Genomic DNA, 13,168 nt, shown 5'->3' on the forward strand with positions numbered 1-13,168 from the left:
TTTATAGTAGAGTTACAATGGATTGGTTTACAGTGGATCCCGCAATATAATTACGTATTTATACGCTTGACAGGAACTCATATCTGGATGTATCTTTGTGTCGCACAATTAGAGAATGACATTTCTGAATGTGTTTTTGGTTTTAAACTTTTCAATTCGAATGTCTGAAAATATATAACCCCTTTATTGAATCATTAGTCGTCCGTTAACCTCAAATGGCACATCTGCTGCGGAAGGCTGTTAAAAGAACAGCCTTCTTTTTTTCCTTTATCAAAAGTTATCTCTCCTCACTTACATATAATAATCACATAGAAAAAGAGCCTGTATTCCAAGTACAGGCTCTTCTTATTTAGGCCCTAAGGCCCTTCATTTATTTTAAAGAGTGAGTTTATTCTGCTGTACTTAGAGTTTCTACCCACATACCATTTTCTTTGATCAGATCAATCAGCTCATTTACAGCTACGTCACTGCTTAGTCCACGTTTCACCACTTCTTTTCCCCTATACAATGTGATTTTTCCCACACCACTGCCAACGTAACCGAAATCGGCATCCGCCATTTCACCGGGGCCATTCACAATACATCCCATAATGGCGATCTTAACGCCTTTCAGGTGATTGGTGACAGCCCGGATCTTTGCAGTAGTTTCCTGTAAGTCGAACAAGGTGCGGCCGCAGGAAGGGCAGGAAATATATTCTGTTTTAGAAATGCGGGTACGGGTAGCCTGTAAAATTCCGAAAGCGATATTATTGAGTAAGTTGTAATCAGTGTTTTCCGTTCCGTTTGCTGTATTTACCAGCCAGAGACCATCTCCAAAACCATCCAGCAATAAAGCGCCGGTTTCGGTAGCTGCATGAATCAGTTGTTCGCCTGCCGTTTCATCTGATGCAAAACATTTCAGGATACAGGGAGTTTGTATATTGTTGTCCTGCAATGTAATGAAAGCACGACGGATTTCCGGCATGGCATGCGCATTGAAGGAGTTCAGGCAGAGGACTGCTGTAGTATCCGTTTTCAGTTGTGACAGGATCTCTTCCGGTAATGCAACGGCAGTATTAAAGTCAATGAAATTGAGAATGGCTGATTTGTCCTTTTCCCTTACATATTCTACAGGAGAAAGGATAGGCATGTATTTCTCCTTATCCTCAGATGTTTGCCAGATAGTAAAAGGCACAATAACCTTTAGAGTACCGGGCAATGCGAAGGTTAAGAGTTCGTATGTAAAAAGGTAATCAGCGGCAGCGTCGGCGATGTTCCATTTGTCGGTAGCTGCATTATAAGTGTAACCAATTGCCTTCAGATGATCAGGTGTAATGTTCTCCTGGTCGCTGAGATCGGCCACTACCACAGGCACCTGTTTGCCACCAATATTGTTTACCGCAAGTGTTTCGCGGCGTTTATAAGCAAAGGGTGAGTAAGGCACTTCTTCTACCGGAGGGATGGGCATATGCTCTTCACGGGTAGTATATCTTTTTACAAGATCCCTGCATACAGGCAGTTCAAACTCCGGATCTTCGGTAAGGGATACACGAATAGTATCTCCAATACCATCTTCCAGCAGAGTGCCTATACCTACGGCCGATTTGATACGTCCATCTTCGCCATCACCAGCTTCTGTAACACCAAGGTGCAGCGGATAGGCATGACCCAGTTCTTCCTGCATGGTATGAATAAGCAGGCGATAAGCCTGTACCATCACCTGTGGATTGCTGGACTTCATACTCAGGATAATGTTACGGTAGTTGAGCGCTTCTGCTATACGCAGAAATTCCATTGCGCTTTCCACCATCCCCATCGGAGTATCGCCATAGCGGCTCATAATACGATCACTCAGAGAACCATGATTTGTACCAATACGCATAGCAGTACCATACTGCTGGCATATTTTTACCAGTGGAGTGAATTGTTTATGAATCCTTTCAATTTCTTCCAGGTATTCACTATCTGTATAAGTGAGTGTTTCGAATTTCTTTTTATCAACGTAATTGCCCGGGTTGATCCTTACTTTCTCCACAATGCGGGCGGCTATTTCAGCTGCATTAGGAGTAAAATGGATATCTGCCACGAGGGGAGTGGTATAACCTCTTTTGCGCAGTTCGTTACGGATGGGGAGCAGGTTTTCTGCCTCTTTTTTACTTGGAGCGGTAATACGAACCAGCTCAGCTCCCGCCTCAATACAGCGGATAGCTTGTTCCACGGTACCCTGAGTGTTCATGGTATCCGTAGTGGTCATGGTTTGTATACGTACAGGATTAAAATTGCCTATGAGCAGATCACCTACCTTTACTTCTAAAGTGGCCAACCGTTTATACTCCGTCAATGAATTACAATATAGCTGCATAAAAATGTTCGAAAATTATATGGAGCAAAGGTAACGAATTGAATCTCGAAAGCGGAATTACCAATCTTTCTCTACCTGTACAGCCTGGCCTTTGGCCTTTTTCATTTTATCCTGCAGTTTATTTTCTTCCTGGCCAAGCGCCTGCAATAAACGTTCAGCTTCCTGTTTGTTTAATTTGCTTTGCTGAGGCTCTGGTTTCTCGTCCTGCTGGTCTTTATTTTTTTCTTTATTCTGATCTTTGTTCTTATCCTGGTCCTGCTTATCCTTGTTCTGATCTTTATTTTTGTTCTGGTCCTGTTTGTTCTGGTCTTTGTTATCCTTGTTTTCTTTCTTATCCTTATCCTTCTGGTCCTTGTTCTTGTCTTTGTTGTCCTTATTATCACCACCACCGCCTTGCTGTTTTTTCAGCATAGCCTGTGCATAAGCCAGGTTATAGCGGGCCTGCTCGTCAGAAGGGTTCATTTTCAGCGCCTCTTTATAGGCTTTGATGCTCTCTTCCCACTTCTTTCCTTCCATGAAGGTGTTGCCTATATTATAACTGGCATCTGCCTTTTCAGTTTTATTAGGCGACAGTTTAAAGCTGTTAGCGTACTGGGTACGGGCATCGTCGTAGCGTTTTTGTTCGTACAGGGAATTGCCCAGGTTGTACTGTCCTTCAACCGATTTCTGGTTTACTTCCAGTGCTTTTTTGTAGTTGGCTTCTGCGTCGGTATATTGTTTCTGTTTGTACAGTTCGTTCCCTTTCCGGATAAATTTATTACCGGTTTGCGCAAAAGCACTGCTGCTGAGGCATATTAAAGTGCCTGCTAGTAAGGTCTTATATGTTAAGTGTAGTTTTCTCATGGTTTTTCTGTAGCGGTAACAACATTTACACGGGTTCTGCGTCTGATTTCAGGAATAAAGAATTCTGCTACCAGTAAGAGTACGCTTATTGCCAGGAAATACTGGTAGTAGCTGTTATAGTCTGTAAAGATATTTTCACCGAATTCTTTCTGTTCCATACTATCTATTTTACGGATCAGTGAATTCACTACTTCTTCTGTATTGTTATCCAGGTGTTCGTAGATCCCTCTGCCTGCTGAGGCAATAGATTTCAGTTCCTCTTCATTCAGTTTGGAGATAATGGTATTTCCCTCCTTATCCTTTTTGAAGGTGCCTGTTTCCGGATCAGGTAACGGAGAACCGGTAGGAGAACCAATACCAATAGTATTGATTACTACCCCATTATCAAAAGCAGCATTTGCCTTTGAGATAGCAGCTTCGTCATGATCTTCCCCATCAGAGATGATAATGAGTGATTTATGTTTACGTTCCTTCTTATTAAAGGCCTCATCACTGATCTGGATGGCCTGACCGATTGCTGTACCCTGTGTAGGGATCATTTCGGGGCCTACAGTGGTCAGGTACATTTTGGCGGCAGAATAATCGATTGTCAGTGGCATCTGCAGATAGGCATTGCCCGCAAACACAACGAGACCAACACGATCATTATCCAATTTGTCCACTAGTTTGGAAATGAGTTGTTTAGCCCTGGTAAGGCGGTCTGGTTTAACATCCGCGGCCAGCATACTTTTACTCACGTCCAGGGCAATCACTACATCCACGCCCTTGCGGGTGATCTTTTCCATACGGCTTCCCTTTTGCATATTGGCCAATCCCAGTACACCAAAGAAGAAAGCAATGAAAACGAGCAGGAAGCGAAGCGTAAAACGCTTGCGTGAATATCCTGTAAAGAGTTTTTCTACCAGTATAGGGTCTCCCAGTTTGCGAACGGAGCGGCGTTTCCACCAGGAAATACTGATAAATGCAAGTTGTAATACCAGCAACAATGCCAGTGCCCATAAATATTCGCTATGCTGAAAACGTAACATCATGCAATTCAGGTTTCAAATGTGTCTAAAGCTATGGTAATGGACACAAAGATCAAATATAAATTTTTTAGTACATTTTACGCTATGTAAAGGGTGGGATTTAGGAGTTTTTTAACGTAGTTGGCAGATAAAATTGGTTCTTTTACCTGAATTGGGGATCAATTAACAGATTAAGGTACTTAGGATCAAAAGAATAGCCCATAGCAGAACAAGAAAAAGACTTGTGCAACTATGGGCCAGGCTATATTATTTGCTTTATTCTATATATCCGCCATCTTTCAGAATATTCGTCAGGATGTTCTTACGTATAGTTCGCATATCGATATCCGGATTTTCAGATTCTATGTTCAGGACGAAAAAGGTGGGGAGGCCATTTTTCTCTATCCAGCCAGTTACCCAGCCAATTTGTTTTTTCCCCACTATTCCCCAGCCGGTTTTATAACTGAGTTCATATTTAGGTGTTTTTTCCATCAGCATTACACCTCTTACCCATTGCATAGTGAGTTTATGAAAAGGTAACTGGTCAAAGTAGAGTTTTTTGACAAAGCCCAATTCTTCATCTGGAGAGATTTGCAGGGAATTGTCCAGCCAGAAAGTATCAATCCTGCTGATCTTCATATTGCCGTATTTAATGGAATCCAGCCATTTCTGCATTACTGGTTTTGTAATGCGGCGGGCTACTTCCTGGAAATAAGGAACGGAAGAAACATGGAAAGCGTGCTGCATACTGAGGGGCTGGTTCCATTCTGCGCGGGAGCGCACAACGCCATCCCAGGGAATCACCATAGAAGTATCCTTGATCACGCCGGTTTCCAGTCCTACAAGAGAATTGAAGATCTTGAATGTTGATGCAGGCAGGAAGCGTTCTTTTGCCCTGTCTATATTATAAACACGGAAAGTACCCTTACCATTATCGAAGAGCATAAAGCATCCCTCTACCTTGTATTCGGCAAAATATTTTTCCCAATTCGGTTCATTCTTAACATTATTCGGTGCACAGGCATTTGCCAATATGGCTACGAGGAGTAGTATCCAGCCGGGCTGTTTCATTGAAGATCATTTTTTGATGCTGCAAAAGTAGCCATTTTGAATGTTAAGGCCATCCCTCTTTTCAATCATAGAAGTTCCTCTGTTTAAAGAGTGGTGTCCCTCTTGAGTGAGTACGAAAAAATCTAATTAAAGGGAATATAATGCCTATATAAGCCCTATCTTAATAGGTGGGACTTATATAAGCGATAAATAGGAGTTAGATAGGGGTTATATAGGGGTTATACTACTGAGAGGGTTGGATATCAATAGATTATGATATGGTATAGATATGAAGGAGCTTTTTTAATAGTGATCAATAATGCATTATGTATAATGTATAAAATAAATAAGGCGATTAAAAAGCCCATCGGAACTTTTTAATCGCCTTATTTATTTTAATAAAATGTGGTTATTTAATCACCCCCAGCTCTTTACCTACTTTTGTAAAGGCAGTAATGGCTTTGTCAAGATGGGCTTGTTCATGCGCAGCACTCAGCTGAACACGGATCCTGGCCTGTCCTTTGGCCACCACAGGGTAGAAGAACCCGATTACGTAAATACCTTCCTGTAGTAGTTTATCGGCAAACTGCTGACTAAGTAGAGCATCATAAAGCATTACAGGAACAATAGGATGATCTCCGGGTTTGATGTCAAAACCTGCGGCAGTCATTTTATTGCGGAAATATTGTGTGTTATATTCAAGTTTGTCCCGCAGGGTGGTGGCAGCGCTCAGCATATCCAGTACGGCTATAGAGGCTCCTACAATACTGGGAGCTACGGAATTGGAGAACAGGTAAGGCCGGCTGCGCTGGCGTAACATATCTATAATCTCTTTACGTCCGCTGGTGAAACCACCGGAGGCACCACCCAAAGCTTTACCCAGGGTACCGGTTATGATATCTATACGGCCCATTACGTTGCGGTATTCATGAGTACCGCGACCGGTTTTACCCAAAAATCCGGAGGAATGGCTCTCATCTATCATCACAATAGCATCGTATTTATCTGCCAGATCACATATCTTGTCCAGCTGGGCAATAGTTCCGTCCATACTGAAAGAACCATCAGTAACGATAATCCGGCTGCGGAGGGAGGCAGATTCCTGGAGTTTGGTTTCCAGATCGGCCATATTATTGTGCTCATAACGAAGGCGTTGTGCTTTACACAAGCGTACCCCGTCAATAATGGAGGCATGATTAAGGGCATCTGAGATAATGGCATCCTGCTCACTGAACAGGGGCTCAAATACACCGCCATTTGCATCAAAAGCTGCCGCATATAAGATAGTATCTTCTGTACCAAGGAATTGTGCCAGTTTCTGTTCCAGCTCCCTGTGAATATCCTGGGTACCACAGATGAAGCGAACGCTGCTCATACCATAGCCGTGGGTATCTATAGCATCTTTGGCTGCCTTTACCACATCAGGATTGCTGGACAAACCGAGATAGTTATTAGCGCAAAAGTTAATAACGGTGTTTCCTCCAACCTGAATTTCGGCTCCTTGTTCGGAAGTAATAATTCTTTCCTTCTTAAAAAGGCCCGCAGTACGGATCTCTTCCAGTTCCTGTTGCAGACGGGTAATGAATTTTTCGTTCATAATACAGATTTTGTAACCTTGTTCAAAGTTATATGATTAAATGTATTACGATTCGGGCAGCTGGAGAGGCTTTTATAGGAATCATGTAAAAAGTTTGACCGGGGTGTAACATTTGACAGTAGGTCTGCGTCATAGTAATGTCTGGACCCTGGGTTTTGTGTTAATAGGATCGGAAAGGTGAAAATTTATCAACCGGATCATAAAAACAGGAATATTGTACAGGTAGTAGATGGGGGGAGTATAAGAGACGGAGAGATATTACGTTATAAAAAGTAATTGTCGGACATTAGCACTAAAATCACGCAGAACCCGGATGACCGAAAAGGAGTACAACAAATGCGTGGATCTGTACGCGGATAATCTCTTCCGGTTTATAGTTAAAAACCTAGACCACACAGAAGATGCTAGAGATGTAGTACAGAATGCGTTTGAAATATTGTGGAAACATTGTATGGACGTGCCTTTCGAGAAGGCAAAGTCATACCTGTTTACTGTAGGGTACCATAATATGATAGATCATGTCCGGAAAATAAAGCGGATAACGCTGGTTGATGAGTTTAAAGAGGAAGTAAGAATATCGGAACAACGGACGCATGATGCGAAAAAGGTGCTTGAAAGAGCGTTGGAAAGATTAACAGAAGTACAACGTGCGCTGATTTTATTAAAGGATTATGAAGGATACAGCTATGAAGAAATAGGGGAAATCATGAAACTGAACCCCTCCCAGGTGAAGGTTTACCTGCACAGGGCAAGGTTGGCACTGAAGCAGTATCTCGTAAAAATGGAGAATGTTATTTAACAATGAATAAGCAGTTTTGGATCTGAAAATCAACATATCGAACTATGAAGAGTATCTGCTGAGTGCCGTAGATGGTGAACTGAGCGGAAACGAAATGGCGGCTCTTGAGCTGTTCCTGCAACAGTATCCGCATATCCGGGAAGAACTGGCATTGCTGAAATCTGCCAGGCTTACACCAGATACGGAGATACGGTTTGATGCCAGGGAACTGTTATATAAACAGTCTGCTATAAATTATGAAAGTCACTTACTAAACTATATAGATAATGAGCTGCATGGGCCTGAAAAGCAGGCACTGGAACAATTGATTCAGCAACAGCCTCATTTATTGCAGGAGCTTAACATATTACAAAAGACGAGGTTACAACCTGATCTATCCCTTCAATTTGGGAACAAAACATCTCTTTACAGGCAGAATCGCAGGAAAGTGCATCCTATCTGGTGGTGGAGTTCTGCCGCAGCAGTCGTTGCCGGAGTTGCCATTTTATTATTACCAGCATTACCCGGTAATCAATCTGAGAAATCTTTGCAGGTAGCTGTTAATCAGCCTGCTGTAAAAGCATCCGGTACAACTGTTCCACAGCCTGCAAATACGCCTGTGGCTGATCATCAGCAGGAAACAGTAACTGCAGCGGTAACAGATCGTCAGCAACCACAACTGGCTGCTAATACACAACAAACAGAGAAACAGCCATCCTCAAATAAAAAATTGCCCTCCGGAAATCAGCAGATAGCTGCTGCAAATGTGATTAGTACTCAGAAGGAGGCCACCGATAACAGTAATCCGGGATTGACAAAGCTGGCACAGCCGGTAACTACTTCCGGAGAAGTTGTACAACAACTGCATGATAAGATCAATGAACAACAGGAACAGGTTGCGGCAGCAGTCATTAGCAACCCGGTAGAGAAAGCTCCGGTACTGGCGAATGCCACAACGACTGCCAATAATAGCAATAAAGTAGCTGAGGTAGTAGCAGCCCCTGTACAGGGAGAACTGGTAGTATCTGTGTCTATGAACGGAGACAGTAAGTTATTGAACGGTGTTGCTAATGTGGCAAGGTTCTTTTCAAAAAGAAAGAAGTAACAGTTATGCCGGATGTAGGATCCGGCAGTATGATTGAAAATATATTCTATGAAGTGTAAAGTTTTACGCTGGCTATTATTACTGCTTATTGCAGGTGTGGGTGCACAAGCCCAGACCACGGATACTATCCAGGTGAAAGGATTGATTATTTTGCAGGGAAAAGATATTAAGGGTAAGCGTATTTTTAAAGTCTATAATGACACTGCTTATGCACGTGCCAGACTGAGGAAAAACCTGCAAACCAAGTGGCTGGTGATAGACCTGGGCTTTAATAACTATATAGACCGGAGTGATTATTCAGGAGCTGTTTCCCAGGCCTATTATACACCTACGAATGCTTACCTGGCCGATCTGAACAGATCTTATACCTATTCTGCACAAGGCCTTAATACATTGGCTCCCCGCACAGGGAGTGCGCCTTTAACACCATCAGAATTCAAGCTGATAACTGGAAAATCGCTCAATGTAAATATCTGGTTGTTCCAGCAACGTTTAAATATCTACAGGCATAAACTGAACATGGTATACGCATTGGGGATAGAAATGAATAACTATCGCTTTGCAAGGAATATTACCTATGTACCCGGTTATCCTACAGAAATTTTACGTGATACTATCAGTTTTTCAAAGAATAAACTTTTTGCTGAATACCTGAGCATACCGCTCATGTTAAATTTTAATAGTAATCCGGCGCGTCCGTCAAGAGCTTTTAAAATGAGTATGGGTGTTATGGGCGGGTATCTTGTAAAAGCCCGTACCAAACAGATCAGCAAAGAACGTGGCAAAGTGAAGAATACTGATGAGTTTAACCTCAACAAATGGAAGGTTAGTCTCACCGGAGATATCGGCTACGGACCATTAAAATTGTACGGTAATTTTGCGCTTACGCCATTACATGACTACGGTCTTGAACAATATCCATTTTCCATTGGTATACGTTTTAACGGGTTTTAACGTTTTTGGGTAGAATATAATATAATATATTTATGCGTTCTGTTGTTGCTTTTTTAGCCTGCACCGGATTTATAGTCTGGGCTCATTCGTGTGATACAAGAATTGTGGGGGTAAAAGCTTATGCTCATGAACCAGTTCCCGGGCCTGTTTACAGACCCGAACCATCGGTTCCAGATCTGGTACATGCAAAACCAGTATTATTTGCACATTATATCCGTACCGTTTATCTGGATACAATAAACGTCAGCGCCAGAAGAGTATATCCTGATTGATAATTAACTTAATGCAGTTACTATCAGTGTTATAAGAATTATACACTGACTAATGAAAGATTGCTCCCGCTGCTCATTCTATTGCCCCATTTAACATTTTCCTGTTGTATCACATCCGGACATTACCATTATATTTGGTAATGTTTTTTTATTTTTCAAAAACCACCACCAACACATGAACCTCATTAAGAACGCAATCTGTTTATTGCTGTTAACCTGTGCCCTTATCAATACAGCAGGAGCACAGCAGAAGTATGAATGGAAGGAGGGAGAGTCCGGAGGCTACAAATATCGGTATATCTCCAACGACCCAATGAAGGCACGTTTTTACACGTTAAAGAACGGCCTTACTGTAATTCTCAGTGTGAACAAAAAAGATCCACGGATTCAAACCCTTATTGGAACAAGGGCCGGAAGTGACAATGATCCAAGTGATCACACAGGGTTGGCTCACTACCTGGAGCACCTCCTGTTTAAAGGAACCCAGCAGTTTGGTTCCCTTGACTGGGCAAAGGAAAAGCCTTACCTGGACAACATCGAAGGATTGTATGACACCTACAATCTGACTACCGATGCATCTGCACGGAAAACCATTTATCACCAGATAGATAGTGTATCCGGACTGGCAGCAAAATATGCTATCGCCAATGAATACGATAAGCTGATGTCTGGAATGGGCGCACAGGGTACAAACGCTCACACATGGACGGAAGAAACGATCTATGAAGAAGATATCCCTTCCAATGCTGTAGATAAATTCCTGGCAGTACAATCAGAACGTTTTAAAGATCCCGTTTTCCGCCTGTTCCATACAGAGCTGGAAGCCGTATATGAAGAAAAGAACAGGGGCCTGGATAACGACGGCCGTAAATCTTACGAGCTGATGCTGAATGCGCTGTTCCCTACTCATAATTATGGACAACAGAGCACCATCGGTACAGTGGAACACCTGAAAAATCCCAATTTGAAGGCTATCCGCAAGTTTTATGAAACCTATTATGTGCCAAACAATATGGCTATTGTAATGGCAGGCGATTTTGATCCTGATTATGTGATCAAAAGTATAGACAATAGTTTTGCTTATATGCAATCCAAGCCGGTACCTGAATATAAAGCTCCTGTAGAGGCTCCTATTACTGCCCCTATCGTAAAAGAAGTACTCGGTCCTGATGCAGAAAATGTAACAATTGCATTCCGTATGCCGGGAGCGCTGGATACAAAATCTTCTACCTTGCTCAGCGTGGTTTCCCAGGTATTGAACAATGGTAAAGCCGGCCTGCTGGATCTTAATATCAACAAACAGCAGAAAGTGCTGGGCGCAAGTGCCGGGCTGATGCAATGGAAGGATTATACCGTTTTCACATTGGCAGGTAAAGCAAAACAGGGCCAGACCCTTGAAGAGGTGAAAGATCTGCTGCTGGGACAACTGGAGATCCTGAAAAAGGGTGAGTTTGATGAAACACTGGTAAAAGCGATCGTTAACAATGCTAAACTGGCAGAACTGCAGGGACTGGAAGATAATAACAACCGTGCTAATTCGCTGATGGATGGTTTCATTAAGCACAGAGGTCAAAACTGGCTTACAGATGTGTCTTTTGTGGATGATATGGGTAAAGTGACCAAACAGGAAATCGTAGATTTTGCGGATAAATATCTGAAGAACAACTACGTATTACTGTACAAACGGAAAGGTGAAGATAAAAATATCGAAAAGGTAGAAAAACCAGTCATCACACCTGTAGAAGTAAACCGCGAAGCACAGTCGGCTTTCATCACAAAAATAAATGCTATTCCTGCTACACCTGTAAAACCACAGTGGCTCGATTTCGATAAAGATATCCAGAAAGGAAAAGTAGGACTGGCAGATGTATTGTATGTCCAGAATAAGGATAATGGTTTATTCCGTCTTTACTACCGTTTTGATATGGGAAGCTGGAATAATAAACTGTTGCCTCTGGCAGCACAGTACCTGCAATTCCTGGGTACTGATAAATATACTACAGAGCAGATCAGCAAAGAGTTTTACAACATAGCCTGTAATTTCAATGTGAATTCAGGAACAGATGCAACTTCTATCACTATTTCCGGTTTACAGGAAAATTTTGATAAAGCGGTATCATTGTTCGAACATCTGCTAAAGAATTGTCAGCCTAACGATGAAGTACTGGCCACATTAAAAGGGCGTATACTGAAAGGCCGTGCAGATAACAAGCTGAATAAAGGGGCAATCCTGAAAGGACTGGTAAGTTATGGAATGTATGGCCCAAGAAACCCTTTCAATAATCAGTTAAGCCAGGCAGATCTGGATGCTGTTACTGCCAAAGACCTTGTGGCATTGCTGCATACATTGCCAGAGTATAAACATACTATTATTTATTATGGTCCTCAGCCACTGGCATCAGCGGTAGCTGCTGTTAAAAAACAGCATGTTTTACCTGCTGTCTTTAAAGAAACTCCTGCTGCAGTGAAGTTTGTGAAAGAAAATCAGGACAAGAACAAAGTATTGTTTGCTGATTATGATATGGTACAGTCGGAAGTTGACTGGGTAAGGAATACAACTGTATATAATCCTGAAAATACAGCGCTTCTCAGCCTGTTCAATAATTATTTCGGTGGTGGTATGGGATCTATTGTGTTCCAGACCATCCGTGAATCCAAAGCACTGGCTTATTCTACTTATGCGTATTATGCCTCTCCGGATAAAAAGGATGAGCGTTATTCTGCAGTTGCTTATGTAGGTAGCCAGGCAGATAAAATGGATGATGCCATTACCGGTATGAATGAGTTACTGAATGAGATACCCCGTTCTGACAAATTGTTTGAAACATCTAAAATGAGTCAGAAACAGGATATCGAAACAGAACGTATTACACAGGACGGAATCATTTTTACTTACCTCGCTGCTAAAAAGCTTGGTTTAAATACCGACTACCGTAAAACTGTATATGAGAATATTGATAAGATTACTTTTGATAATGTGAAATTATTCCATAATCAGAATCTTTCAGGTAAGCCTTATACTTATTGTATCCTGGCTTCTGAAAAGAAGATTAGTCTGGATAATCTGAAAAAATATGGTGATGTAAAAAAATTATCACTCGAAGAGATCTTTGGATATTAATCTTTGATAAATGTAAAATGAAAGGGAGAAAGGGCAGCTTGCTCTTCCTCCCTTTTCATTTTTATTTCACAATAAAGAGTTGAAGGCCAACGTTAAGATT

The 13,168-nt window shown here is 42.0% G+C and carries 10 protein-coding genes; 5 read left to right on the forward strand and 5 right to left on the reverse strand.

Features of this window, described 5'->3' with window-relative positions:
• Positions 1–388: 388 nt before the first annotated feature.
• The 5 genes from ispG to kbl all read right to left on the reverse strand — a co-directional run bounded on the left by ispG (position 389) and on the right by kbl (position 6,838).
• The gene (gene ispG / locus BM176_RS26180; RefSeq protein ID WP_090107359.1) at positions 389–2,341 is read right to left on the reverse strand and encodes a (E)-4-hydroxy-3-methylbut-2-enyl-diphosphate synthase; all 1,953 of its coding nucleotides are present in this window, start codon (positions 2,339–2,341) and stop codon (positions 389–391) included.
• Positions 2,342–2,398: 57 nt separating this feature from the next.
• On the reverse strand, positions 2,399–3,184 hold the full coding sequence (locus tag BM176_RS26185; protein WP_090107361.1) for a tetratricopeptide repeat protein: 786 nt from the start codon (positions 3,182–3,184) through the stop codon (positions 2,399–2,401).
• Positions 3,181–4,215: a VWA domain-containing protein gene (locus tag BM176_RS26190; RefSeq protein WP_090107362.1), complete on the reverse strand. Its 1,035-nt coding sequence runs from the start codon at positions 4,213–4,215 to the stop codon at positions 3,181–3,183. The genes BM176_RS26185 and BM176_RS26190 overlap by 4 nt, the downstream gene beginning before the upstream one ends.
• A 252-nt stretch (positions 4,216–4,467) precedes the next feature.
• Complete coding sequence (gene blaOXA / locus BM176_RS26195) at positions 4,468–5,262, reverse strand: class D beta-lactamase (RefSeq protein WP_090107363.1); 795 nt, start codon at positions 5,260–5,262, stop codon at positions 4,468–4,470.
• Between the two features lie 388 nt (positions 5,263–5,650).
• Positions 5,651–6,838, reverse strand: coding sequence for a glycine C-acetyltransferase (gene kbl, locus BM176_RS26200; protein ID WP_090107364.1), 1,188 nt, complete (start codon positions 6,836–6,838; stop codon positions 5,651–5,653).
• A gap of 313 nt (positions 6,839–7,151) precedes the next feature.
• Between kbl and BM176_RS26205 the strand changes: the two genes are divergently transcribed.
• The 5 genes from BM176_RS26205 to BM176_RS26225 all read left to right on the forward strand — a co-directional run bounded on the left by BM176_RS26205 (position 7,152) and on the right by BM176_RS26225 (position 13,068).
• Positions 7,152–7,637 (forward strand): RNA polymerase sigma factor, encoded by a 486-nt coding sequence (locus BM176_RS26205; RefSeq protein WP_090107365.1) that lies wholly within the window; start codon positions 7,152–7,154, stop codon positions 7,635–7,637.
• A 16-nt stretch (positions 7,638–7,653) separates the two neighbouring features.
• Positions 7,654–8,721: an anti-sigma factor gene (locus tag BM176_RS26210; protein WP_090107366.1), complete on the forward strand. Its 1,068-nt coding sequence runs from the start codon at positions 7,654–7,656 to the stop codon at positions 8,719–8,721.
• 48 nt (positions 8,722–8,769) lie between these two features.
• Positions 8,770–9,675, forward strand: coding sequence for an outer membrane beta-barrel protein (locus BM176_RS26215; protein ID WP_090107367.1), 906 nt, complete (start codon positions 8,770–8,772; stop codon positions 9,673–9,675).
• A gap of 32 nt (positions 9,676–9,707) precedes the next feature.
• Entirely contained in the window at positions 9,708–9,947 is a 240-nt protein-coding gene (locus BM176_RS26220) for a hypothetical protein (RefSeq protein ID WP_090107368.1), read from the forward strand.
• Between the two features lie 175 nt (positions 9,948–10,122).
• Positions 10,123–13,068 carry a M16 family metallopeptidase gene (locus BM176_RS26225; protein WP_090107369.1) on the forward strand — a complete coding sequence of 982 codons (2,946 nt, stop codon included), beginning with the start codon at positions 10,123–10,125 and terminating at the stop codon, positions 13,066–13,068.
• The last annotated feature ends 100 nt before the right edge of the window (positions 13,069–13,168 follow it).

Source organism: Chitinophaga sp. CF118 (genome assembly GCF_900112615.1).
In the GTDB taxonomy this organism is placed as follows: domain Bacteria; phylum Bacteroidota; class Bacteroidia; order Chitinophagales; family Chitinophagaceae; genus Chitinophaga.